Here is a 25,171-nt window from a genome sequence, read left to right as displayed (position 1 = left end):
AAAGTCACATACTATTTACTTAAATATCTATATGGAACTTTACATCATTCCTGGCATGCCGCCCATACCTGCTTGAGCGTCGTTACTACTTTCTTCTGGAATATTAGCAACAACTGCTTCTGTAGTAAGGAACATTGCAGCAACACTTGCAGCATGTTGTAATGATGAACGTGTTACTTTAGTAGGGTCAACAATACCAGCTTCTAACATATTTACCCATTCATTTGTAGCCGCATTGAAACCAACGCCTACGTCTGCATTTTTAAGTCTTTCAACTATAATTGAACCTTCTAAACCAGCATTTTCAGCAATTTGGCGTACAGGTGCTTCTAAAGCTTTCAATACAATATTAATACCAGTTGCTATATCGCCTTCAGCTTCAATTTTAGAAACTTTATCATAAATATTCATGAAGGCAGTTCCTCCACCAGCTACGATACCTTCTTCAACGGCAGCTCTTGTAGAGTTTAACGCATCTTCAATACGTAATTTACGTTCTTTTAATTCTGTTTCGCTTGCTGCACCAACTTTAATTACAGCTACGCCACCTGCTAATTTAGCTAAACGTTCCTGTAATTTTTCTTTATCGAACTCAGAATCTGTTTCTTCAATTTGAGCTTTAATTTGGCTTACACGTGCATCGATGTTGTTTTGGTCTCCATCACCATCAACAACAGTTGTATTGTCTTTTGTAATTTCAGCTTTATTTGATGTACCTAACATATCAATTGTTGCATCTTTAATATCTAATCCTAGATCATCTGTAATTACTTGTGCACCTGTTAAAATCGCTAAGTCTTCTAACATTGCTTTACGACGATCACCGAAACCAGGAGCTTTAACAGCAACAGCAGTGAATGTACCACGCATACGGTTTAATACTATATTTGTTAACGCATCACCTTCCACATCGTCAGCTACGATTAAGATTGGACGATTTGATTGAACAACCTGTTCTAATAGCGGTAAAATGTCTTGGAAAGATGAAATCTTTTTATCAGTAATTAAAATATAAGGTTTTTCAAGTTCTGCAACCATTTTATCTGAATCTGTTACCATATACGGTGATTGATACCCTCGATCAAATTGCATACCTTCTACAACTTCTAATTCTGTGTTAAAACCACTAGATTCTTCAATGGTAATAACGCCGTCGTTTCCAACTTTTTCCATAGCTTCAGAAATATATTTACCGATTTCTTCATCTGCAGCAGAAATTGAACCAACTTGAGCAATTTCATTTTTATTATCTACATTTTGAGAAATATCATGTAATGCATTAATTGCTACTTCTACAGCTTTATCAATACCTTGACGTAAACCTACTGGATTTGCACCGCTTGTGACGTTCTTCAATCCTTCTTGTATCATAGCTTGAGCTAAAACAGTCGCAGTTGTTGTTCCATCACCAGCAATTTCATTTGTTTTGTTAGCAACTTCTTGAACTAATTTTGCACCCATGTTTTCATAAGGGTCTTCTAGTTCAATTTCTTTAGCGATTGTCACACCATCATTTGTGATAAGCGGTGATGTGTATTCTTTATCTAATACTACATTACGCCCTTTTGGTCCAATTGTAACTTTAACGGCGTTAGCTAATTTATCTACACCTCTTAACATAGATTGACGTGCGTCTTCAGAGAATTTTAAATCTTTCGCCATATTACTTATACCTCCATGATGTTTTATTGATTTATTTTGAAATTATCAGAATTTGTTTATAATTTTTTATGATTCAATAATAGCTAAAATATCTTCTTCATTTACGATTAAATAAGTTTCGTCTCCACGTTTTACTTCTGTTCCAGCGAATTGCTGAAATACTACATTATCGCCTTCATTTACTTCAGGAGCAACTCGAGAACCATCTTCTAAAATACGCCCTGCACCTACTGCAATTATCGTACCTTCGTTGGATTTCTCTTTCGCGCTATCAGTTAATACAATACCGCTCTTTGTTGTTTGCTCTTGCTCTGATTTTTGAATAATTACTCGGTTACCTAATGGCTTTAACATTGATTGTTCCTCCTTAAAAAGAATAAAATTGTTTAGCACTTAAAGTGAATGAGTGCTAATGTACTTCTATAATAATCAAAGTTGGTCAATATTTCAAGTTAAAACTATTCAGCTAAATTTTGTGTAAAACTTTATTTTACGATAAAATAAGGTATCATTTAATTTTTGGAGGTTCATTATGTCTCGTTTATGGGTGTCCATATTGACATTGGTTATATATGGCTTGGCACAATTTGGTGTAATCATTTTACAATTGTCGGGTCTATTTGATAACTATAGTGGCAAAGAACTTGTCTTTGCACAAATTTATACACAAGTTACATTATTTATTATTGCATCTTTCATAATTATTTTAATCAATCATTTTATCGCTAATCCTACCTCTTTGGAACAGCAACCCAAAGAAAAGAAAAGATACGCTATTGGATGGGCGCTTGTTGGCTATTTCATAGTAATGATTTATCAAATTATTGCTAATATGATTAATATCTATTTATTAGGCGCACCTCAATCAAGTCCAAACACAGAGAGACTGATGAAAGTAGCTCAAGAAATTCCTATATTCATTATATTAATTTCAGTAGTTGGCCCTATTTTAGAAGAATTTGTTTTTAGAAAAGTAATTTTCGGTGAAATTTATAATATGATTCAAGCAAATAAAACTATTAAATTTTTAATTGCAGGGATCGTGAGTTCAATTATTTTTAGCGCTGCCCATTCAGATCCTTCCTTCTTTATTATTTACTTTGGTATGGGTATGATTTTCTCAGCATTATATGTTTATACTAAACGTATTTGGGTCCCAATTTTAGTGCATATCATGCAAAATGGTTTTGTAGTTATTATTCAAGTATTAGTAGGACCAGAAAAGATAAAAGAAATACAGGAATCTGCTTCGTTTATTTTCAACTTTTTATTCTAATCATTATAAAAACATTAAAGGGAAGAAGCTGTGACATCAGTTTATGTCATAACTTCTTCCCTTTTTTATATTTTGATTGCTATTCGCCATCTTTTTTATTTCTTCTATTAACGAAATACCCTAAGACCATACCAACAAAGATAATTATCATTGCCGTGATTAAAGCAAATAGTGTACGTTCAAATTTAATATCAATTTCATTTTTAGATTGTTCTTCTGTTGTATGTGTCAATTCATCCTCACTACTTGAATGATACTCGTATTTACCTGAGGATTGTTGTCTTTTAGGATTTTTTAAATCAGGCATTGAGCCAATTTCACCTGTAATCAATGCTAACACTTGGTTATCTAAATTTTTATAATAATCACTAGATTTCAAAACATTAAAATATTGGAATTTAAAATAATTTGTGCCTTTTTGTAATTCGTTTAAAAATGCATTATCTGCAAAAGTTTGACGTCTTAAAACCGACGAAATCTCTTTATCGGATACTGTTTTAGCACCAGAACTTAGTTGTTTAACTTGATTAACTACAAAAGGATTATATTTAAATGAACCAGCAGACATTTGATCAAATCTGTTTATTAATTGATTTTCATTCGATTGAGATTTTTCGCTTTTGGCTAAATCACCATAACTTACTGAAGCTCCGCCACTTGCAATTTCATGATGACTAGAACTTCTATATTGAGGCTCATTTCCATTATCATTAGCGTGATTCATCGAATTGTTAGTTGTATTTGAATCGTTATTATCAGTGTTAGGTCCTGGGTTTAGAGTTACATTTGCATCTTCTTGACCATTTGGTTTAGAGGGCTTTGTATTATCATTCCCGGAATTATTTGGAGTACTTGGACCTCCATGACTGTCATCAATTGAGGTACTTGTATTACCTTCGTCATGAGGATTGTCTGGGACTTCTGAACCTCCGCCACTTGGAGTGTTTGGTTCATTACCATTACTTGGATTGTCTGGCTTCGGATTATTGCTTGAGCCATCTCCATTATCTGGATTGTCTGGTTGCGGGTTATTGCTTGAGCCGTCTCCACTACCTGGTTTATCTGGATTTGGTTGATTATCTCCACTATCCCCGCTATCCGGTTTATCTGGATTTGGTTGATTGTCTCCATTATCTCCATTATCTGGATTGTCTGGTTGCGGGTTATTGCTTGAGCCATCTCCACTACCTGGTTTATCCGGGGTCGGTTGATTGTCTCCACCATCTCCGCTATCCGGTTTATCCGGGGTCGGTTGATTATCTCCACCATCTCCATTATCTGGATTGTCTGGTTGCGGGTTATTGCTTGAGCCGTCTCCACTACCTGGTTTATCTGGATTTGGTTGATTATCTCCACTATCCCCGCTATCCGGTTTATCTGGATTTGGTTGATTGTCTCCATTATCTCCATTATCTGGATTGTCTGGTTGCGGGTTATTGCTTGAGCCATCTCCACTACCTGGTTTATCCGGGGTCGGTTGATTGTCTCCACCATCTCCGCTATCCGGTTTATCCGGGGTCGGTTGATTATCTCCACCATCTCCATTATCTGGATTGTCTGGTTGCGGGTTATTGCTTGAGCCGTCTCCACTACCTGGTTTATCTGGATTTGGTTGATTATCTCCACTATCCCCGCTATCCGGTTTATCTGGATTTGGTTGATTGTCTCCACTATCTCCATTATCTGGATTGTCGGGTTGTGGGTTATTGCTTGAGCCATCTCCACTACCTGGTTTATCTGGAGATGGTTGATTATCTCCATTATCTCCATTGTCTGGCTCATCTGGATTTGGTTGATTGTCTGCACTGTCTCCATTATCTGGCACATCCGAGTTCGGTTGATTGTCTGCACTGTCTCCATTGTCTGGCTCATCTGGATTTGGTTGATTATCTGCATTGTCTTGAGTACTTGGCTGATCTGGATTCGATTGGTTTTGTTCAGTTGAATCAATGTCACTACTTTGCTCAGATTGTGCTTGGCTTGGTTCTTCAGATTTCGGCATATCGCCTAAGTCGTTATCTGAGTATAGGTTAGTTATATCATCACTTTGTACTGTATCCCCAGCTACTCTTGAACTTTCTGTATGATTTGTAGGATCAGAATGAATTGGCTTTTTATCTGATTGGTTTGTGTTTTCGTTTGTTAGTTTTTCATTAAGTTGTTGTTCAGCAGCGTGAGTTTGACTAGAAATTAATGTTGTACTTAAAGCTATAGCAAAGCTGGACATCACAAATTTATGCGAAAAATACCACTTCATAGATTCACCTCCAAAATTCATATTTTTTATATTCATATATAGTATATAAGAAAAAGACCTATTTTTCATCAAAACCAATTTATTGAAAACAAATATTAATCCTTTTGAAATTTTATGTAAAACCCTATTTACAAACTCTGATATAATTATTATACTTGATATATAAAATAAATTGATATAAAGGAGCATTCACAATGGGATTATTTAGTAAAAAAGACTCAACTTTAGAAACTTTTCAAAATGCAATAGAAACGAGACGTACTATTTATAGTTTAGATCAAGAGATTTCAATCTCTGATAGCGAAGTAGAAGATATTATCGAGCATGCAATCAAACATGTTCCATCATCATTTAACTCACAATCTACACGTATTGTATTACTTTTAAATGATAACCATAACAAATTCTGGGATATCACAAAACAAGAACTTAAAAACGTTATGGGCGAAGACCGTGATTTCCAAGCAACTTCTGATAAAGTAGATAACTTCAAACATTCTCATGGTACAATTCTTTACTTTGAAGACCAAGATGTTGTCGAAGGATTACAAAATCAAATGCCTAACTATGCAGAAAACTTTGCCATCTGGTCTAGCCAAACAAATGCAATGCACCAATTTGCAATTTGGACAGCTTTAAGTACTGTAGGCGTTGGTGCTTCATTACAGCATTACAATCCACTTGTTGATGTTGCCGTTTCTGAAGCTTTTGAAATTCCTAAAACATGGAAACTTGTTGCGCAAATGCCTTTCGGTAATGTTCGTGATGAGGCTGGAGATAAAGAATTCAATGATATAAGCAAACGCTTTTTAGTTAGAAAATAATCATATTTACTTACTTCATTAGTATTTAATTATAAAATGAGAGGTCGAGCTTATACATGCTCGGCCTCTTCTAATATCCAATGAGTTATCTCAATAAATTTAAGCGAATGAAATTTATATCTTATTTCCACCAAAACTAATAAATTCAATTTTCCATACATAAATAACATGCTTATAAACTTCATTTCATTCTCCAACTTAATTCTAAATAAAAACTAACAAACATTTTCACTAATTATTAAAACTATCTACCTCCACTGTTTATTGCTTTCTATAGTTATAAATCTAAAACAGCTACTAATTTTGAATTATCAGAATATTTTTAGTATATTGATGCTAACAATAATTTAAGGGGCGATAAGAATGAATATAGAAATTTTTCAATTTAAAATCGAACCGGCAAATGTTTCATTAAATGAGGAAAACATCATTAATTGGTTTTCTAGATTTGTAACCCACGAAACTGATGTCGTTGTATTACCAGAAATGTGGAATAATGGATATGCTTTACCTCAGTTAAAAGAACTAGCTGACAATCAACTATCACGTAGTTTTGAGTTTATATCAAAGCTAGCTATTCAATATAATGTTGATATAATTGCAGGTTCTGTTTCAAATACTATGAAAGAAGATGTGTATAATACAGCATTTGCAGTTTCAAAAAATGGCTATTTAATCAATAGTTATGACAAAGTACATTTAGTTCCTATGTTAGACGAACCTACATTTTTAACTGCTGGTAACGCTGTCCCTGAAGCATTTAATTTATCTAATGGCATTAAAGCCACACAAATTATTTGTTATGACTTACGTTTCCCCGAATTATTACGCTACCCTGCTCGAAAAGATGCAGAAATAGCTTTTTATGTAGCACAATGGCCTCAAGCAAGAGTGAGTCATTGGATAGCTCTTTTAAAAGCACGTGCCATTGAAAATGATATGTTTGTAATAGGATGTAATTCATGTGGGGATGATGGACAAACAGAATACGCTGGTCATTCAATCGTAATTAATCCGAATGGTGAAATAGTTGCGCAACTAGAAGGTAAGCCTGACCACATTTCATGTAATATCGACTTAGATGAAGTTACTACCCAAAGAGAAAACATTCCAGTTTTCAAAAATCTTCGCCCTCATTTATATAAATAAACACCAAAATAAAAACCGTGAGCTTGGGAGGGACTCACGGTTTTTGTAACTTATTATTAAGGGAATGTTTTTTACAGTTATTTCTCTATCTATTTTTGGGGATGTTATTAATTATGAAAAAATTTAGTGAATTTACCGATTAAAATGATAAATTGAATGATGTTTACGATAGCTTACATGTTAATACTTTAAATCGCCTCTGTTATAGGCAATGTTAAAATGATATTTGAATCGAGACTGGGAATGTTCTACGAATTCAAATTCGGGATTGCTTAATAAAATTAAGCGCGTTGTGTACCTGAAAGTATTATTTTACGAAATCACTAATCATTGCTGAGAAATGGTTTGTCACTACATCAGCCTCCTCTTGTTTGTAATCAATTAATTGAAAAACGAGAACTTAACTTGTAACTATAACAACTATACGAAGAAAGTACAGTTACAATATCAGTGTGTTAATCAGACCCCTGCTCAAAAGTCTAATCAACCTTATCATTCAAACAAAAATTTCAAACAAAATTTTGATTAAATGATTTGTAAAATGTAATCACTTCTTTGTGATACAAGTACATTTAACCATTATTTTTAAAAATAATGTAAAAAAATCCCTAACTCGTTAGTTTTTATTCCTAAATGTAAGCATAAATATGATAAAATTAGTCAGATAAATATTTTAAACAGTTAGGAATTAAAAATATACAGTTACGCAATAAGACGCATAAAACTTAATTAAAATTGTATAATACGAGTGAGGAGATAAAAGCCAATGAGTAGATTAATTGATACTAAAATAGACAATTTTGCTAAAAGTCTTCAACTACGTAATAATTTAGATCATATAGAATATTTAAAAATGCGTTTAGGCATGCAAGTTGTGGTAAGTAACTTTTTTAAAGCAATTGTTATTTATGGTGTTTCAATCCTTTGTCATATGTTTTTATACACACTAACTGTTCATTTATCATTTTTTATTATTAGGTATTTTGCACATGGTGCGCATGCTAAAAATTCTTTAGCTTGTTATATAGAAAGTCTAGTTTATTTTGTGTTATTACCTTGGATAGTCGGGTATATACAAGTGTCATTTATAATAATGTATCCATTAGCTTTTTTAGGCTTAATCGCAATTATTATTTATGCACCTTCTGCCACTAAAAAGCAGCCTATTCCACAACGCCTAAGAAAGGGTAAGAAAATTAAGGCAATATGTGTAACATTATGTTTATTGTTGATTTCACTCTTTTTAACTGAACCTTATCAACAATTAATTTTACTAGGTATTATTATTATATCTATATTACAATTACCAATATTTTTCCCTAAGGAGGATAATTAATTATGAATATTTTTGAATCTATCTTAAATTTTATCGCTAAATTTTTTGCTGTTATTGGAGCTATTTCTGGAATGAAACCTTGTAGTGGTTTTGTAGATGAGCCAGAAGTGCCAAAAGAATTAACAAATCTTTATGAATAAAAGTTTTTAATGTAGAAAGTGTGTATAAAATGGAAGTTTTAAATTCAGTTTTTTTATCACTATTACAAGCTATAATACTATTTTTTAATATTAAGCTTATAAATGGTATGAATTATACTAAAAGGGATTATATTTCGATTGTTGGGATTATAATCCCTTCTACTATTTTATTTATCTATTTTGATACTAAAGTAGTATTTTTCCTATTTTTCACTAGTATCATATTTATGTATATTAAAAGAAAATTTATTGGTATAGTATCTGTACTAATTTGCTTTTTTATTTTATATATGGCAAATTTCACAAGTGTATGGATTACTACTTTAATTGTAGATATAATAACAATAAAATATGCTTTTTCTATTATTTTTATAGTTACATTTACAATTGCTTCTTTAGTTTATGCATATATAGCAAGGTTTTTCATTAATCAATTATCATTTTCAGATTTATCATTAAATAAAATCTACCTAACACTAGTAAGCCTATTTTTATTAATAATTTTAGGTTTAATTTACTTTTATTTACCTAATAGAATTATATCTTTTGGAGATGCAAAATTTCTATCAATAATATATGCAGTCGTTATTATTACCACTGCTATTCTTATCATTACAATTTCTTTTAGCATTATTCGCCAAATTCAATATAAGCGTAATATGCAAGAAATTGAAAATTATTATAAATATACGTTACAAATTGAAAAAATCAATCATGAAATGCGTAAATTCAGACATGATTACGTCAATATCCTTTCTACCCTCTCTGACTTTATCAGAGAAGAAGATATGGAAGGTTTAAGTGATTACTTTCATTCTGAAATATTACCTATGCAAGATAGTATGCAAATGAATGCAATTAAAATCAATGGTATTGAAAACCTGCAAGTTCGTGAAATTAAAGGTTTGTTAACTACTAAGATACTTCAAGCCCAAGAAAAAAACATTCGCATTAGTATTGAGGTCCCAGAACCAATTGAAAAAATCGATATGCCTATTATAAATTTAAGTAGAGTCATCGGTATATTACTTGATAATGCAATTGAAGCTTCTGAAAAAATCACTGAAGAACCACTTATTCGTATCGCTTTTATTAAAAATGAAGATACGTCAGTAACATTTATCGTTATGAATAAGTGTGAACAAAATATGCCTAAAGTACATACTCTTTTCCAAGAAAACTTTTCTACTAAAGGAAAAAACCGTGGACTTGGATTATCCACATTAAAAGAATTGACGGATTCAACAACAAATGTTTTATTAGATACAACTATTGATAACAACTACTTTATTCAAAAAGTGGAAATCTTAAATTCTGATTCATAAGGATGTGTTACTGTGAAAATATTCATTTGTGAAGATGATGAAAGACAACGTGAACATATGGTTTCAATTATAAATAACTATATTATGATTGAAGAAAAACCAATGGAAATTGAAGTTGCGACAGCTGATCCTTATGACATTTTAGAACGCTCAAAGAACATTAATGATATAGGATGTTACTTTTTAGATATTCAACTAGAAGCTGACATCAACGGAATCAAGCTTGCAAGTGAAATACGTAAACATGATCCGGTTGGCAATATCATTTTTGTTACAAGTCATAGTGAACTGACATACTTAACATTTGTCTACAAGGTTGCAGCAATGGATTTCATTTTCAAAGATGATCCAGACGAATTAAAATCAAGAGTGATTGATTGCTTAGAAACATCTGAGTCACGACTAAAACTACTTTCAAAAGAAAGCAGCGTCGAAACAATAGAATTAAAACGTGGTAGCAATTCTATTTATGTACAATATGACGATGTGATGTTCTTCGAATCATCTAGTAAATCCCATCGCTTAATCGCACATCTCGATAATCGTCAAATCGAATTTTATGGAAACCTTAAAGAAATTGATCAGTTAGATAAACGCTTCTTTAGATGTCATAATAGTTTTGTAGTAAATAGACACAATATTGAGTCCATCGACTCTAAATCACGTGTAGTTTATTTTAAAAACAATGAACATTGTTATGCTTCTGTAAGAAATGTTAAAAAGATATAATACATAAAAAGCTGAGCATGTAATTAAATACATGCTCAGCTTTTTATTGCTTTATTTACTTCTTCTAAACTTGGAATACTTGATATCGCTCCGTATTTCGTAGTTACCATTGCAGCTACGTAATTACTAAATTCAAGTATGCTTTTACCTTCGCTTTTCAACAGTGATATCACGTCTGTTCTATCAGAAGTTAATAATCTGCTAATTAAAGCACCTATAAATGCATCACCTGCACCTGTAGTATCAATGGCTTTAACTTTAAAACCTTGTTGAGAAATTTCATTTCCATCTTTAAAATATATGACCGCTCCATCAGCACCTTTGGTATAAATCACTACATTTACATTCCCGTGGAACAACCACTGTATAGCATGTTTTTCATCTGCAATTCCAGTAACAAATTCCAATTCTTCATCAGATATTTTGACGATATGTGCTAATGGAATAAATTCATGAATTGCTGATTTACAATCCGCTTCATCTTTCCATAATGGCAACCTCACATTAGGATCAAATACAATTGTACCTCCTGTATTTGTCACTTTTTCAATCAATTCCTTATGTGCAAATTTCATAGGACTTTCCACTAGATCAACTGAGCAGAAATGCAACATATCATTTTCAGTTACATCGATGGAACTTACTGCATCAGTACTGTACAACATGTCAGCCGATGGTTTTCTATAAAAGGAAAAGTCTCTTTCTCCTTCTTTAGTTAAACTCACAAATGCTAAGGCCGTATTGGCTTCCTCAGTACGTCTTACATATTGAGTACCTACTCCTATGTCTTCTAGCGTTTCCACAATTAAATCACCAAATGCGTCTTGTCCTAATTGTGTAATCATTTCCGCATTGCCACCTAGTTTTGTCGCTGTACAAGCCACATTACATGGTGCACCCCCGACTTGTCGACTAAACTTTTCTACATCTTTTAATTTAGAATCTGTAGTATTCGGTATAAAATCTATTAAAGCCTCTCCAATTGCTAGTAGACGTTTCATATAGTGTCACCTTTCAAATCGTATTTTGTAAATTTTAGATAGGTTTGGCCTGATTCAGTAGATGTTTTAATGCCTGTTGCATTTTCATCTGTAAATATTCTGGTTGTCATCACACGTTCACCATCATTACAGAATATTTCAACACTAGAAGTATCTACAAATAACTGCAGTTTTGATAACGGTGTATCTAAATAAGTACTCCTCGTTGTTCCTTCAACAGGTTCTGGTAATTGACCACTTTCACTGCGATCTAATGTTAATTTTTGCTCCCTCTTATTATACGTAATCAATGTAGACTCCGTCTTAGATGTACGTACTTCAAAGTAAACTTCTGTCGCCTCATTTTCCAAAATATCGATGATTAATTCAAACTGTTTACCTTCATATGGATGTAATTGTCTTGTGAATTTATTAGCATAACCTAGTGCCGTTTCTTCATTTGTGCGAAGCTTTTCAAGCGCTTTGATGGGACGTTGTTTTAAATTACCTGACTCAATTGTCAATACACGTGGGATAGTTAAACAATGCGCCCAACCATCGGCATCTGAAGGATAGTTAATATCAGGCAAGCCCATCCACCCAATTAATATGCGTTGACCATTTTCGTCTAAGAATGTCTGAGGAGCATAAAAATCAAAGCCATAATCTAATTCATGAAAATCAGCATGGTTCATTGTTAAATTATTAATATCATACTGTCCCATAATATACCCAGATTGATAAATATTCTTAAAGCGTTCCCCTTCTGAAGCTATGCCTTGAGGACAAAATAATAACATGTCATAACCGTTTAAATTAAAATAATCCGGACACTCCCACATATAACCAAAATCATCTAGATTCGTTTGAACCTCTCCTTGAAACTCCCAATTGACGATATCTGTGGAACGATATTGCAGAATTCTCCCTTGTTTTTTAATATTTTGAGCAGCTATCATTGCGTAATAAACACCGTCTTGAACATGTACCTTAGGATCCCTAAAATGTTGAGTATAGCCAAACGGTGGTGCTGATATCACTGCTTTAGGAAATTTATTAATCGATCCATCCTTAGACATTTTTGCGATATGTTGTGTAGAAATTCTATTCCAATCACTATCTCGATGGTTCGCTGTATACATATAATATAAGTGGTCATTATATTCAAAGGCACTGCCACTATATACACCGTGACTATCATCTTTCGTATCTGGTTTAATCGTTGGACCAATAGCTTTAAAATCTACAAGATCCTTACTTTGATATGTATACCAATATTTCAATCCATGCACAGGTCCTAAAGGAAACCATTGGTGAGATACATAATAATTCCCCTTGAAATAGATAAGACCATTAGGATCATTTAACAATCCTATTTTGGGTTGTATATGAAAAGTTTGTCTATATTCAGACTGATTAACTTGTTCAGTTAATTTTTCAATCGTTTCTTGATCAACATCTTCATATTTTTGATAACGTTGCTCTTTTGTCCACTCCGACATGGTGCGTATCCTCCTATTTATAAAATAAGCTCATTTAAATGGTACCGGTTCCATAATATACTTTTTTATCATACCATTTTTCTTTTAATTTTCAAATGACTGTTCAACATCGATAATAATGCGTTGTTCAATTTCTTGATGTTGTATCATCTGATTTAGTTTGTCCATAGCCACACTTCCCGCATATTCAAAATTGTAATTTATGGTATGGATAGATGGTGACACAATATCAGTGACTGGATCTCCACCAAATCCTACAATATACTTTTCGTGCGCATGTGGCGTGTGTTCTGAATTATATTTATGTATCGCTAAGGCAATTGAATCAGTAGCCCCAACAATTGCGTCATAATGAGGGTATGCTTCTAACGCTTCTACAACATCGACCATCGCCTCTTGATAATTAAATGATGTGAGCGAAATTTCAGGTTGTATGCTATGTGCTTCTAAACCCGCAATCAGACCTTCTTTGCGTTGAACCCCTACCGCAATATCACTTTCTGTTACACCAAAGAATTTGATATCGTTATAACCTTGTTGACCTAACATATCACCAACTAAGTATCCAGCTTGGTAATCATTATGGATAATACAATGTAAATCATCATGTGCTTGACCAACAATAATTACAGGAACATTTATTTTATTAATCACTTCTAAATGTTGGTCTGTGATTTCTGTTGCCATAAAGACAATACCATCTACCTTACTTCTATAAAATGTTTCAAGCGCGTCAATTTCTAATTGAATATTAAGATTTGTGTAATTTAGAAGTAAACTATAATTCAATTGATCACAGACTGTTTTGACTCCTTTAATTGTCTCGTCGACAGCAAAAGAGTTCATTCTAGGAATAATTGCCCCTATCATATTAGTTCTACGCGCACGTAAACTTTGTGCAAATTGATTGGGCTGATAGTCATTTTCGCGAATAATTTTATCTAATCTTTGTTGAGTTTTTAAACTTACCGAACCATTATTTAAATATCTCGAGACTGTACTTTTAGAAACCCCAGCAATTTTTGCTATATCAGCAATGTTCTTCATATTTTCTCACTCTCATTAATTAACTATTATAAACAATACTCATTTTATCATAATGCAATCGCTTTAAATACTATTTAAATCTTCTCTTACCAAAAGATTGAATTTTTCAGCTTTGTATCTAAACAGCAATATATAAGAGGACTTTCGAGTATGATATAGAAGTAGAAACTACAATTTAAAGAAGGGATATCACATGAATTAGGTGAAAATGTATGGCTTAATATGCATCGCTGTTTGCTTTTGTTATTTTTAGTTAAAAATGGTAGTTAATCAGCCATTTTTTAACTCTTCTCCCTCTAATGATATTAATTATTTCTTGTATCTATAAAGGTAAATCTATTAAATTTATTTTTACTCATTGCTTTAATGTTACCTCTTACTACTAATAACTTTGAATCTTTTTTATTTATTGAGTATTTTTCCAATAATAATTAATAGTTACGTCTTAATCATAAATACTAAAAAGGTCGAACTCAAAGCATAGCTATGAATTCGACCTTTTTTAATTTAATTATTATATTGACTAATTAACTAAGTGAAGCGCATTTCTTACCTCAACGTTAGCTATTTATAGTAACTGATTAAACTTTTTGAATTGTGATTGTCCATGATGCGTCATCTAACTGCTCATAATTTGTAACTGGATAGCCTTGCTCAGCTGCCCAATTTGGTAATGCTTCAGTTGCTTGAGTACAATCAAAATCTATTTTTAATTCATCACCATTATCTAAAGTATTCATTTTCTTTTGTGCTTCTATTAAAGGGAATGGACAAACCATTCCAACTGTACCTAACTCGTGTACCATAATTTGTGCCTCCTATATTAATTATATTGTTTGCGTTTGTGACGTTACATTCTCATTAGAAGTTTGCTTCTGCGCTTTTTTCATAGGTCTTATAAATACAAAATAACTCATTGTCCAAGCCCCTAAGATCATTGAAGCGAGTGCAATCCAACCTTTCCATGACATCGTTGCTGTCTCTACTAGTCCATTACCTATTGAACAACCACCTGCCACTGAAGCGCCGAATCCCATAAATACGCCACCAATAACACTGTTTCGGATGGTTTTTTTATCTGGCAATCTCCATTTAAACTCTCTTGCACCTTTAGCCGCCAAATAAGAACCTAGGAATATCCCAAGTACTAAGAATACACCCCAATCTAGTAATTTCAAATCACCAGTAACGAAAAACTGTACTAGATTGGCAGATGGAGTAGTAATACCTAGCCCATACATTCTTCCTGTCGATTCACTTACAGGCCATGCAATTAACGCGATGAGTCCTACTGCTATTGCAGCCACAAAAGGATGGTATTTCTTTTCAAATAAATAATGACGTACACCTGTAAATTTCTGCTTTAATTTAGGAACAGCAAATTTAGGTTTTGGTTTGCGTAATGTTTTGACTACAAAAAACACTGTAATAACTGTAAGCAATGTTACCCAAATCCATGTCGGTATCCCTGTAGTTTGTGACATACTCGTATTAACATTTGTAGGTTTGTTTACACCATCCATTAATGGTAATAACAAACCATATTTCGTAGCTGCCGAAGTAAATGCATAGGCAATGAGTGCCATCCAACTACCAATTAAACCTTCTCCTGCTCTATACCAAGTACCAGTTGCACATCCACCAGCTAATATAATACCTAAACCAAATATAAACGAACCTATTACCGTCCCAATAACTGGATAAGTTGAATCAGGTATTTGTACTAAACCAGTTGAAGTTAAAATGAGCAATCCTATACTTTGAACTGTAATTGCTATAAGTAATGCATAAAACATTTTGTTACTCTTTTGAATATACATGTCTCTAAATCCACCAGCTAAACAAAACCGTGTTCTTTGCATAACAAAGCCTAAAAGACTTCCCACAATAATGCCGCTGATTATTAACCAAGTCATATTAATAACCTCTTTCCCGATAAAATCAATAAGATTAATAATATTAGAAATCGTATAAAATTTCAACCTTGCAACTCATAAATTTTTAACTTTCTGCTAAATTAATAGTAGTCGTATTTTTGAAATTCAAATTAAACATCCATAAAAAAATAGTTTTTTATAAACACAATACATGGAATGTATTACTGTATCTATAAAAAACTAACTAAACATTTCTTATTTATTACTATAATTTTTCATAAAGAATAATAAAGATTGTAATTCAATACCTAAATCAATATGATGAACTTGAACGTCTGATGGTGTTAGTACACGACTTGGTGTAAAGTTAAGTATTCCTTTAACACCTGACTCCACTAATACATCGGCTACGTTTTGAGCCGCTTCCTCAGGCGTAGTCAGTATCACTACATCTATATCTTCTTGCGATAATATTTCCTTTATTTTATCAAATGGACTAACTGTCACTTTACCTATTTGTGTCCCAATAATTTCTTCACGAATATCGAATGCTTCAGTTATAGTCATTTCATCATGTATTGAAAAGTTATATGTTAATAATGCTTTACCTAAATTCCCTACGCCTACAATTGCAATTTTAATCTCGTCGTTTTCGCTAATTTCATTTTTAAAAAAATGTAATAAGCTATCAATATTATAGCCATAGCCTTTCTTGCCTAACTCGCCAAAATAAGAAAAATCTCTTCGAATTGTTGCGGAATCAATATTTAATCCTTCGCTGATGGATTTAGAATTAACTCTATCAATGCCTTTAGATTTTAATGTATTGACGAATCTATAATATAACGGTAAACGTTTCAATGTGGCACGAGGAATCTTTTCGCTTTGATTAGCCAAGATCTTATCCCCCTATTTCATTATCTGTTATTCATTAATCTTATAATCACTACAACATTATACATGACTGAATAATAAAAATAAACAATGATAGTTTTAACAACACACTGAATACTGTAGAATGATATTGAATAGAGAGGTGCAAAATCAGATGATATTATTACAACTCAATGATTTAACAAAATCATTCGACGGAGAAGATATTTTTAATAATGTAGATTTTGAAGTAAAAACTGGTGAACGCATTGGTATTGTAGGTCGTAATGGCGCCGGAAAATCAACATTAATGAAAATCATTGCTGGTGTTGAAGATTATGATAGCGGTCATATTTCTAAAAGTAAAAATTTAAAACTTGGTTATTTAACACAGCAAATGACATTAAATACAGATCAGACTGTATTTGAAGAAATGTCTAAGCCGTTTGAGGCAATGAAAAAATTAGAACAAGAAATGAAATTGGAAACAGATTGGTTAGCACAACATGCTGATGAATACGATTCTGAAACTTATAAAACTCATATCGATCGCTATGAATCATTATCCAATCAATTTGAACAACAAGATGGCTATCAATATGAAAGTAAAATTAAAACAGTCTTACATGGACTGAATTTTAGTGAAGCGGATTTCGACAGGCCTATCAATGACTTTAGCGGTGGTCAAAAAACAAGATTATCTTTGGCACAAATGTTATTAAGCGAGCCTGATTTATTACTTTTGGATGAACCTACTAACCATTTAGACATGGAAACAACCCAATGGTTAGAAAGTTATTTAAATTACTTTAAAGGCGCCATCGTAATTATCAGTCATGATAGATACTTCTTAGATAAAATTGTCACTCAAATTTACGACGTTGCACTCGGTGATGTCCAACATTATGTAGGCAATTATGCCCAATTTATTGATCAAAGAGATAAATATTATGAAAAACGTATGCAAGAATATGAAAATCAACAAGCTCAAATTAAGAGATTAGAGACATTTGTCGATAAAAATATTGCCCGTGCTTCAACTACTGGTATGGCTAAGAGCCGTAGGAAAATGTTGGAAAAAATAGAACGCATTAATAAACCTATGATTGATGCTAAAAGTGCCAACATTCAATTTGAATTTGATCGTAATACTGGTAATGATGTCTTTCATATAAAAAATTTAGAAATTGGCTATGAGTCTCCGATTACTAAAGGAATTACTTTTGAAGTAACAAAAGGAGATCATATTGCAATTATCGGCCCTAATGGCATTGGAAAATCTACTTTAATAAAAACTATCGCCGACATACAAAAGCCATTAAACGGGACAATTACTACCGGTGCCAACTTAAAAATTGGTTATTATGATCAAAAACAAGCCGAATTCAAATCAAACAAAACAATACTTGATTACTTATGGGACCAATACCCTACTATGAATGAAAAAGACATTCGGGCTGTTTTAGGGCGTTTTCTGTTTGTACAAGACGATGTTAAAAAAATAATTAATGATTTATCGGGTGGTGAGAAAGCTCGTTTACAGCTTGCCTTATTAATGCTCGAGCGAAACAATGTACTCATTTTAGATGAGCCTACAAACCATTTAGATATAGATTCAAAAGAAATGTTAGAACAAGCTTTAGCGAACTTTAAAGGTACCATTTTGTTTGTATCTCATGATCGTTATTTTATTAATGAATTAGCTAATAAAGTTTACGATTTAGATCTCGATGGAGGCACAATGTATTTAGGAAATTATCAATATTATATTGATAAAACTGAAGAAAGTGCAGCATTAAAAGCAAAAGAAGAATTAGAAAATCCAACAGTAAATGATACAGTTATTAAACAAAACGACTCGTATAGTGATCAAAAACAACAAAAGCGTGAGCAACGTCAAATAGAACGTCAAATTGAAACATGTGAACTAAATATTGAAACCTTCGAAGAAGAAATAAATGATATTAATCATCAGCTTACCTTGCCAGACGTATACTCAGATCCTGAAAAAGCAAACTCCTTAGCGGTTTCAAAATCAGAAATCGAACAAAAACTAGAACAAGTCATGGCTGAATGGGCAGAATTACAAGAAAAATTAATATAAACACTAATTCAATTCAAGAGCTAAAGTAGAAAAGTCTACTTTAGCTCTTTTTCATCCCCTGAAATACACAATAAATATTCACAACCTCCATCCTATAACAAAGGCTATCCACAAAGTTTTCCTAGTTATCCACAAGTAAAAAGTAATCTTTTTTTGCGCATAAAATTCAGATAACGGTTTATATCCACACACTTTACCCAAACTTATCCACACCTTGTACACTATTTGTTGATAAGTACGCATGTTCTCTATTGACATCAATTTATTCCTTCTTAAATAAGGCACTATCTCTGTTTGTTAAATTTTGGCTATAATGTCATAATTATCACATAGCCACTTACATATTAATAAAGGGAGTAATACACTATGCCAGCAATTTTTTGGTTCTTTATAGCTTTTCTTTTTTTGGGTACTGCATTAATGATTATCTCACCCATTGTTGCCAACAAAAAACTTATGCACGATATCAAACCATTATGGGATAATAAACGCCCATTAGAGAATTTCATTAGACCGAATCATACTTATATTTACCAATTTGATACATATAAACATAAATTTAACAGCGCAACCTTGATAGACGAAAAAACGTGGTCAGATTTAAATCTTGATAGCGTATTTCATAATATGAATTTTAATTTTACAGCTATTGGCGAAATGAGGCTTTTTGCAACTTTAAAAAATATGTTCAAAGTAACAGACGCTCAACTTCTTTCGAATATTACAACTAACTTAGATTTTAGGAATAAAATATCATTGTATTTAGCGCAAATTGGAAAAGCAATCTATCCTACTTTTCCTGATCAAATCTCATCGATTAAACGCAATAATTTTTTTATTATTTGTACATACTTACCATTAATTTTTATAATGCTATCCATTTTCATTCCTAGCATTGGCATTAGTTTAACTATTGTTTCTGCAATTTTTAATATGATGTTAAGTGGATTTTTAAAAAAGTCCTATGAACAAGATTTAAATTCAATGTTCTACACGTCAACCGTTATCAAAAAAGCGTATGCCATCCAACAACTCGAACTCGCACCTAATCTAGATATTGACTTTAAACATTTTGTTATAGCCCGCAAATTTAGTGGCTTGCTAGGTCGTGTGAACTCAAACGATGAAACATCTGTGTTTTCATTATTATTCAAATTAATCTTTATGATGGATTATCATCTATTTCATTTAATTCAAAACAGTTTTAAAAAGTATGAAGATGAAGTAATGGCGTGCTATGAATACATCGCTAATATTGATAATCATTATGCTGTAGCTTTGTGGAGAGAAACTTTAGATCATTATATAGTTCCTCAAGTTACAGAAAAGGATGTTATTCATTTTAAACAGTTAACACATCCATTGATTAATGGTGCAGTTCCAAACGATTTAGCGATAGACAATCATATTTTACTAACTGGTTCAAACGCATCAGGTAAGTCCACATTTATGAAAGCTGTTGCGCTCAACATCGTATTATCACAAACCATTAACACTGCTACAGCTAAAGAATTTGAGTATAAGCCTGGTATGGTTTATACCTCAATGGTCAACCAAGATGATATCTTAACAGGTGATAGTTATTTCATGACTGAAATCAAATCTATTAAACGTCTATTTGATATCACAACAACTAACAAAGTGTATTGCTTTATTGATGAAATTTTTAAAGGTACGAATACCACAGAGCGTATTGCTGCATCAGAGTCTGTCCTAAGTTATCTCGATCAACTTGAAGGCTATACTGTCATTGCCGCTACGCATGACATTGAGCTCTCTTCTTTACTAGGCAATGTGTATTCAAATTATCATTTTAATGAGTCTATAACTGAGGATAACATTTCATTTGACTTCAAGATTAAGCAAGGTAAAGCTGATACCCGAAATGCGATAGAATTACTTAGAATTATGTCATTTCCGAAGAAAATTTATAATCGTGCAAAGTCATCAGCAAACCGTAATACTTAATCAAAAATTGTTTTTTCGCTTCATTTATTATTGCTTATAACTACAAATAGAGAGGATGGATATTTATTCCATCCTCTCTATCTGTATAAATCAAACATAATTTTTAATAAAATCCGCCCATAAATTCATGCTTTATTCAGCATTAACCATCCACGTAACACCAAATGGATCATTAAACATACCATAAAAATCTGACCATTCAGTTTTACCTAATGGCATCGTCACTTCACAGCCCGCTGCTACTGCTTTATCAAAAAATGCTTTTGCCTTTTCCTTTTCCGCTTCATTCGAACCATCAAATGTGAAGGTAACAATCGCACCACTATTATCTATTTTCTTATTCTTCCACGTGTCACTACAATAGAATGTTTCACCAAGTATATTAAATGAGGCGTTCATTGTAAAATCTGCGTCCACTTGATATTCTTCCGGCATATTTGCGAACATTTCATGGTCCCCACCTACACGTTGTATATCCGTTGCACCAAAATGTTCTTCATAAAAATTTAATGCGGCCAAACTATTTTGAAAATTAAAATATTGAACTGCTTTCATAATTAACTTCCTCCTTGTGGTGTTAAACATCAACACGTATTAAATCAATTATTTAAATGTCTATAAATTACTTATACCCATATTCTGTTGTTATAAAGTGGAGAATTTTTAATTTTTTCACTACAACCTTTAATAGTTAAAAACTTAAAGAACAGTAGTCAATTTATCCAACATCCATAAGTCTATTAAACACAAAAAAGTCCAAGACATTTATTTATATCTAGGACTTTTTGAAAGTAACTACCTACATTAACATAGTAATTTCCACTAATTATTTAACTGTAAATGCTTCAATATCTAAACTATTAACACCATTCAATGTCATATCTGCTGTAACACCTGCATTATATAAATAGTGGGCCGCTGCACCAATCATAGCAGCATTATCTGTGCATAATTTAGGGCTTGGTATTGAGAGTGTAATATTGTGACTTTCACAGGCTTCTGATAAGGCAGACCTTAAACCTTTATTACTCGCTACACCACCTGCAACTATAAGTTGGTTTACACTGTATGCTTCACATGCTGATATAGATTTGCCAACTAATACTTCAACGACACTATTTTGGAAACTTGTCGCGACATTCGCTTTGTTAATTTCCTCACCTTTTTGTCGAATGTTATGAAGTTTGTTTATAACCGCACTTTTTAATCCACTAAAGCTAAAATCATAACTATCTTTGTCTAGCCATACTCTTGGAAAATCATAGCTATCTTGACCCTGAGCAGCTAATTTATCAACTTGTGGTCCACCTGGATAACTAAGTCCAATGGTTCTAGCTACCTTATCATATGCTTCACCAACAGCATCATCCCTAGTTTCACCAATAACCTCAAAGTTCAAATGATCCTTCATATAAATTAATTCTGTATGTCCACCTGAAACGATTAATGACATGACTGGAAACTGGAGTGGTTTTTCTAAATGATTCGCATATATATGACCAGCTATATGATGTACTGGAATTAACGGTTTATCATATGCAAATGCTAATGCTTTCGCAGCATTTATACCGACTAACAAAGCCCCTATCAAGCCAGGACCTTGCGTGACTGCTACTGCATCAACCTGCATCATTGTTACATCAGCAGTATTCAATGCTTCATCAATAGTAGTTGTGATACCTTCAACATGATGTCTACTCGCTACTTCTGGTACGACACCGCCAAACCTTTTATGGCTTTCAATCTGACTTAGAACGATATTACTTAGTATATCTGTTCCGTTTTTAATAACACTGACACTTGTTTCATCACAACTAGATTCAATTGCTAATATTATTGTTTCATTCATTTAAATTCACCCACATAACTATTGCATCCTCACCTTCACCATAATAATTTTTTCGCTTACCACCATATTGAAAGCCTAAATTTGTATAAACATGTTGCGCAATCTCATTATCCACCCGTACTTCTAAACTCATTACTTCGCATTTAGTTTGGACATAACTCATTGCATACTTGAGTAATAATTGTCCAAGTCCATAGCCTCTATATGATTCATCAATAGCAACCGTAGTTATTTGTGCTTGATCTATCACAATCCAAACACCTATATAGCCAATTATTTTTTCATTAAATTCTATAATAAAATAATGTGCGAATTCATTTTTTTCTATTTCATGATAAAACGCATCAATTGACCAACTACTATCATTAAAACTATTTCTTTCAATATCAAATACTTGAGGGACATCTCCAAAATCCATTAACCGAATATTTAACTCTTGTTCTGTTGGTTTAACCAATTTCTTTCAGCCTCAGATACTTTAATATAGTTTGGTGTAAATTGATGTACATCAGTTGGTTGATCTATGAGTGATTGCATGTACTTGGCTTGTGGTAAATTTGGAATACAAGGATTATCTAATAACGACTCTAACTTTTCGCTATCTGTCCCAATAAATTTATATGGTTCAGCTAATTCGTGTAATAAATCTAGCAGGCTCTTAATTGTAATATATTGATCTTCAATAATTTGCTTTAGTTGTCCATTTTCATTTTTATAAACACCGGCATAAACAGCTTCACGGCGCGCATCAAATATAGGCACAATTAAACCTGTTTCTTCAGTTGCTGTTGCAGCAAGTGCTTTCAGTGAAGATACACCATATAGTTCAGCATTTAAAGCATAGGCTAATGTTTTCGCTACAGTAACTCCAATTCTCAGACCAGTATACGAACCTGGTCCTTCTGCGACAACAATGGCATCTATATCTTTCTTTGCTAATTGACTATCAGTAATCACTTTGGAAATAGCTGGCATCAATTGTACCGAATGGTTCGTTCTCTCGTTAGTATTTATCTCGTTTAACACTTTATTATCTTGTGCTATAGCTACGGATAATGGCTGATTGGATGTATCAATTAGCAGATAGTTCACGTTCAACATCCTCCTTAATTCTAAGATAATGCTCACCTTGAGCATCTAAAGTTATCGTACGCTCAGTTGTATTTTCCGTTTTAATATTAATAGATAAATAATAATCAGGTAAAAATTCTGCTATAAATTGACTCCATTCAATCAGAATTACGGCGTCATCTTCAAAATATTCTTCAAACCCTAAATCTTCTTCTGAGTCTTCTAATCTATAACAATCCATATGATGTAATTTTACACCTGTACCTTGATATGACTTTATAATATTAAACGTTGGAGAATTGATATTCCGTTTTACACCTAAAGATTTTCCGATAAATTGACTTAAAGTTGTCTTACCAGCACCTAAGTCTCCATTTAGTAAAATTAAATCACCAGCAGTTAGATATTTTGTTAACACCTCACCAAAATGCGACATGTCATTGATATTATTAATTTTTATCATTGTCCTCTCCTTTTTTAGCGACACTTCCTAATTTATTTGGATTAGTGTCGCTTATGCATTTGCTTTAAGCTAAGGCGTTCCTCTATACACTTCCAATTTTATTTGAATTAGTGTCGCTTATGCATTTGCTTTAAGCTAAGGCGTTCCTCTATACACTTCCAAATTTATTTGAATTAGTGTCGCTTATGCATTTGCTTTAAGCTAAGGCGTTCCTCTATACACTTCCAAATTTACTTGGATTTGTGACGCTTATGCATTTGCTTTAAGCTAAGGCGTTCCTCTATACACTTCCAATTTTATTTGGATTTGTGTCGCTTATGCATTTGCTTTAAGCTAAGGCGTTCCTCTATACACTTCCTAATTTATTTGGATTTGTGTCGCTTATGCATTTGCTTTAAGCTAAGGCGTCCCTCTATACACTTCCAATTTTATTTGGATTTGTGTCGCTTATGCATTTGCTTTAAGCTAAGGCGTTCCTCTATACACTTCCTAATTTATTTGAATTAGTGTCGCTTATGCATTTGCTTTAAGCTAAGGCGTTCCTCTATACACTTCCAATTTTATTTGGATTAGTGTCGCTTATGCTTTGGCTTTAAGCTAAGGCGTTCCTCTATACACTTCCAATTTTATTTGGATTAGTGTCGCTTATGCTTTGGCTTTAAGCTAAGGCGTTCCTCTATACACTTCCAATTTTATTTGGATTAGTGTCGCTTTTTCATTAGCCGTCACTGTTTTACAA

General features: G+C 32.7%; 23 protein-coding genes. 9 read left to right on the top strand and 14 right to left on the bottom strand.

What is annotated here, in order from left to right:
* Positions 1–39 precede the first annotated feature (39 nt).
* Together groL and groES are read right to left on the bottom strand one after the other, a co-directional pair.
* The gene (gene groL / locus ACM591_RS05630) at positions 40–1,662 is read right to left on the bottom strand and encodes a chaperonin GroEL (protein WP_029378933.1); all 1,623 of its coding nucleotides are present in this window, start codon (positions 1,660–1,662) and stop codon (positions 40–42) included.
* Positions 1,663–1,728: 66 nt separating this feature from the next.
* Complete coding sequence (groES, locus tag ACM591_RS05625; RefSeq protein ID WP_029378932.1) at positions 1,729–2,016, bottom strand: co-chaperone GroES; 288 nt, start codon at positions 2,014–2,016, stop codon at positions 1,729–1,731.
* A 178-nt stretch (positions 2,017–2,194) separates the two neighbouring features.
* On the opposite strand from groES, the gene mroQ reads away from it, so the two are divergent.
* Positions 2,195–2,938, top strand: a complete 744-nt coding sequence (mroQ, locus tag ACM591_RS05620; RefSeq protein WP_042362365.1) for an intramembrane glutamic endopeptidase MroQ — start codon at positions 2,195–2,197, stop codon at positions 2,936–2,938.
* 79 nt (positions 2,939–3,017) lie between these two features.
* On the opposite strand, the gene ACM591_RS05615 is transcribed toward mroQ, so the two are convergent.
* On the bottom strand, positions 3,018–5,195 hold the full coding sequence (locus ACM591_RS05615) for an SdrH family protein (RefSeq protein WP_418354308.1): 2,178 nt from the start codon (positions 5,193–5,195) through the stop codon (positions 3,018–3,020).
* 194 nt (positions 5,196–5,389) lie between these two features.
* On the opposite strand from ACM591_RS05615, the gene ACM591_RS05610 reads away from it, so the two are divergent.
* The 6 genes from ACM591_RS05610 (at position 5,390) to agrA (ending at position 10,698) form a co-directional block, all read left to right on the top strand.
* Positions 5,390–6,019, top strand: coding sequence for a nitroreductase family protein (locus tag ACM591_RS05610; protein WP_042362363.1), 630 nt, complete (start codon positions 5,390–5,392; stop codon positions 6,017–6,019).
* Between the two features lie 363 nt (positions 6,020–6,382).
* Entirely contained in the window at positions 6,383–7,168 is a 786-nt protein-coding gene (locus tag ACM591_RS05605; RefSeq protein WP_047172118.1) for a carbon-nitrogen family hydrolase, read from the top strand.
* A 766-nt stretch (positions 7,169–7,934) separates the two neighbouring features.
* Positions 7,935–8,504, top strand: coding sequence for an accessory gene regulator AgrB (locus ACM591_RS05600; protein WP_326026907.1), 570 nt, complete (start codon positions 7,935–7,937; stop codon positions 8,502–8,504).
* A gap of 2 nt (positions 8,505–8,506) precedes the next feature.
* Complete coding sequence (gene agrD, locus ACM591_RS05595; protein WP_069795725.1) at positions 8,507–8,644, top strand: cyclic lactone autoinducer peptide AgrD; 138 nt, start codon at positions 8,507–8,509, stop codon at positions 8,642–8,644.
* A 29-nt stretch (positions 8,645–8,673) separates the two neighbouring features.
* A complete protein-coding gene (gene agrC / locus ACM591_RS05590) occupies positions 8,674–9,969 on the top strand; it encodes a quorum-sensing sensor histidine kinase AgrC (RefSeq protein WP_326026908.1) in 1,296 nt (431 codons plus the stop codon).
* A 12-nt stretch (positions 9,970–9,981) separates the two neighbouring features.
* Positions 9,982–10,698: a quorum-sensing response regulator AgrA gene (gene agrA / locus ACM591_RS05585; RefSeq protein ID WP_029378924.1), complete on the top strand. Its 717-nt coding sequence runs from the start codon at positions 9,982–9,984 to the stop codon at positions 10,696–10,698.
* Between the two features lie 35 nt (positions 10,699–10,733).
* Here agrA and ACM591_RS05580 read toward each other — a convergent pair whose 3' ends face one another.
* From ACM591_RS05580 to ACM591_RS05555, 6 genes are all read right to left on the bottom strand, one after another.
* On the bottom strand, positions 10,734–11,699 hold the full coding sequence (locus ACM591_RS05580) for a carbohydrate kinase family protein (RefSeq protein WP_225489537.1): 966 nt from the start codon (positions 11,697–11,699) through the stop codon (positions 10,734–10,736).
* Complete coding sequence (locus ACM591_RS05575; protein ID WP_081225102.1) at positions 11,696–13,180, bottom strand: sucrose-6-phosphate hydrolase; 1,485 nt, start codon at positions 13,178–13,180, stop codon at positions 11,696–11,698. The genes ACM591_RS05580 and ACM591_RS05575 overlap by 4 nt, the downstream gene beginning before the upstream one ends.
* Before the next feature lie 84 nt (positions 13,181–13,264).
* Positions 13,265–14,227 carry a LacI family DNA-binding transcriptional regulator gene (locus tag ACM591_RS05570; RefSeq protein WP_029378921.1) on the bottom strand — a complete coding sequence of 321 codons (963 nt, stop codon included), beginning with the start codon at positions 14,225–14,227 and terminating at the stop codon, positions 13,265–13,267.
* A 581-nt stretch (positions 14,228–14,808) separates the two neighbouring features.
* The gene (locus ACM591_RS05565; RefSeq protein ID WP_042362355.1) at positions 14,809–15,033 is read right to left on the bottom strand and encodes a sulfurtransferase TusA family protein; all 225 of its coding nucleotides are present in this window, start codon (positions 15,031–15,033) and stop codon (positions 14,809–14,811) included.
* 21 nt (positions 15,034–15,054) lie between these two features.
* A complete protein-coding gene (locus tag ACM591_RS05560) occupies positions 15,055–16,143 on the bottom strand; it encodes a YeeE/YedE family protein (RefSeq protein ID WP_217972609.1) in 1,089 nt (362 codons plus the stop codon).
* 216 nt (positions 16,144–16,359) lie between these two features.
* Positions 16,360–17,001 carry a redox-sensing transcriptional repressor Rex gene (locus ACM591_RS05555; RefSeq protein ID WP_029378918.1) on the bottom strand — a complete coding sequence of 214 codons (642 nt, stop codon included), beginning with the start codon at positions 16,999–17,001 and terminating at the stop codon, positions 16,360–16,362.
* 151 nt (positions 17,002–17,152) lie between these two features.
* Between ACM591_RS05555 and ACM591_RS05550 the strand changes: the two genes are divergently transcribed.
* Together ACM591_RS05550 and ACM591_RS05545 are read left to right on the top strand one after the other, a co-directional pair.
* On the top strand, positions 17,153–19,081 hold the full coding sequence (locus ACM591_RS05550) for an ABC-F family ATP-binding cassette domain-containing protein (protein ID WP_029378917.1): 1,929 nt from the start codon (positions 17,153–17,155) through the stop codon (positions 19,079–19,081).
* Positions 19,082–19,447: 366 nt separating this feature from the next.
* Positions 19,448–21,049 (top strand): MutS-related protein, encoded by a 1,602-nt coding sequence (locus ACM591_RS05545; protein WP_326026909.1) that lies wholly within the window; start codon positions 19,448–19,450, stop codon positions 21,047–21,049.
* 132 nt (positions 21,050–21,181) lie between these two features.
* On the opposite strand, the gene ACM591_RS05540 is transcribed toward ACM591_RS05545, so the two are convergent.
* The 5 genes from ACM591_RS05540 to tsaE all read right to left on the bottom strand — a co-directional run bounded on the left by ACM591_RS05540 (position 21,182) and on the right by tsaE (position 24,432).
* A complete protein-coding gene (locus ACM591_RS05540) occupies positions 21,182–21,604 on the bottom strand; it encodes a VOC family protein (RefSeq protein WP_029378914.1) in 423 nt (140 codons plus the stop codon).
* A 271-nt stretch (positions 21,605–21,875) separates the two neighbouring features.
* The gene (tsaD, locus tag ACM591_RS05535; protein ID WP_029378913.1) at positions 21,876–22,898 is read right to left on the bottom strand and encodes a tRNA (adenosine(37)-N6)-threonylcarbamoyltransferase complex transferase subunit TsaD; all 1,023 of its coding nucleotides are present in this window, start codon (positions 22,896–22,898) and stop codon (positions 21,876–21,878) included.
* Positions 22,891–23,355 (bottom strand): ribosomal protein S18-alanine N-acetyltransferase, encoded by a 465-nt coding sequence (gene rimI / locus ACM591_RS05530; RefSeq protein ID WP_029378912.1) that lies wholly within the window; start codon positions 23,353–23,355, stop codon positions 22,891–22,893. Before rimI ends, tsaD begins: the two co-directional genes overlap by 8 nt.
* Positions 23,328–23,990 (bottom strand): tRNA (adenosine(37)-N6)-threonylcarbamoyltransferase complex dimerization subunit type 1 TsaB, encoded by a 663-nt coding sequence (gene tsaB, locus ACM591_RS05525; RefSeq protein WP_029378911.1) that lies wholly within the window; start codon positions 23,988–23,990, stop codon positions 23,328–23,330. The genes rimI and tsaB overlap by 28 nt, the downstream gene beginning before the upstream one ends.
* Positions 23,971–24,432, bottom strand: coding sequence for a tRNA (adenosine(37)-N6)-threonylcarbamoyltransferase complex ATPase subunit type 1 TsaE (gene tsaE, locus ACM591_RS05520; protein WP_029378910.1), 462 nt, complete (start codon positions 24,430–24,432; stop codon positions 23,971–23,973). The genes tsaB and tsaE overlap by 20 nt, the downstream gene beginning before the upstream one ends.
* Between the last annotated feature and the right edge of the window lie 739 nt (positions 24,433–25,171).

This window comes from Staphylococcus sp. Ze2, assembly GCF_048568365.1.
GTDB lineage: Bacteria > Bacillota > Bacilli > Staphylococcales > Staphylococcaceae > Staphylococcus > Staphylococcus xylosus.
This window is presented reverse-complemented; position numbering and strand designations above follow the sequence as displayed.

Excerpts from the sequence above, each read along its gene's own strand:
- groL (WP_029378933.1), bottom strand. The coding sequence starts at position 1,662 with ATGGCGAAAGATTTAAAATTCTCTGAAGACGCACGTCAATCTATGTTA.
- groES (WP_029378932.1), bottom strand. The coding sequence starts at position 2,016 with ATGTTAAAGCCATTAGGTAACCGAGTAATTATTCAAAAATCAGAGCAA.
- mroQ (WP_042362365.1), top strand. The coding sequence starts at position 2,195 with ATGTCTCGTTTATGGGTGTCCATATTGACATTGGTTATATATGGCTTG.
- ACM591_RS05615 (WP_418354308.1), bottom strand. The coding sequence starts at position 5,195 with ATGAAGTGGTATTTTTCGCATAAATTTGTGATGTCCAGCTTTGCTATA.
- ACM591_RS05610 (WP_042362363.1), top strand. The coding sequence starts at position 5,390 with ATGGGATTATTTAGTAAAAAAGACTCAACTTTAGAAACTTTTCAAAAT.
- ACM591_RS05605 (WP_047172118.1), top strand. The coding sequence starts at position 6,383 with ATGAATATAGAAATTTTTCAATTTAAAATCGAACCGGCAAATGTTTCA.
- ACM591_RS05600 (WP_326026907.1), top strand. The coding sequence starts at position 7,935 with ATGAGTAGATTAATTGATACTAAAATAGACAATTTTGCTAAAAGTCTT.
- agrD (WP_069795725.1), top strand. The coding sequence starts at position 8,507 with ATGAATATTTTTGAATCTATCTTAAATTTTATCGCTAAATTTTTTGCT.
- agrC (WP_326026908.1), top strand. The coding sequence starts at position 8,674 with ATGGAAGTTTTAAATTCAGTTTTTTTATCACTATTACAAGCTATAATA.
- ACM591_RS05580 (WP_225489537.1), bottom strand. The coding sequence starts at position 11,699 with ATGAAACGTCTACTAGCAATTGGAGAGGCTTTAATAGATTTTATACCG.
- ACM591_RS05575 (WP_081225102.1), bottom strand. The coding sequence starts at position 13,180 with ATGTCGGAGTGGACAAAAGAGCAACGTTATCAAAAATATGAAGATGTT.
- ACM591_RS05570 (WP_029378921.1), bottom strand. The coding sequence starts at position 14,227 with ATGAAGAACATTGCTGATATAGCAAAAATTGCTGGGGTTTCTAAAAGT.
- ACM591_RS05565 (WP_042362355.1), bottom strand. The coding sequence starts at position 15,033 with ATGGTACACGAGTTAGGTACAGTTGGAATGGTTTGTCCATTCCCTTTA.
- ACM591_RS05560 (WP_217972609.1), bottom strand. The coding sequence starts at position 16,143 with ATGACTTGGTTAATAATCAGCGGCATTATTGTGGGAAGTCTTTTAGGC.
- ACM591_RS05550 (WP_029378917.1), top strand. The coding sequence starts at position 17,153 with ATGATATTATTACAACTCAATGATTTAACAAAATCATTCGACGGAGAA.
- ACM591_RS05545 (WP_326026909.1), top strand. The coding sequence starts at position 19,448 with ATGCCAGCAATTTTTTGGTTCTTTATAGCTTTTCTTTTTTTGGGTACT.
- ACM591_RS05540 (WP_029378914.1), bottom strand. The coding sequence starts at position 21,604 with ATGAAAGCAGTTCAATATTTTAATTTTCAAAATAGTTTGGCCGCATTA.
- tsaD (WP_029378913.1), bottom strand. The coding sequence starts at position 22,898 with ATGAATGAAACAATAATATTAGCAATTGAATCTAGTTGTGATGAAACA.
- tsaE (WP_029378910.1), bottom strand. The coding sequence starts at position 24,432 with ATGATAAAAATTAATAATATCAATGACATGTCGCATTTTGGTGAGGTG.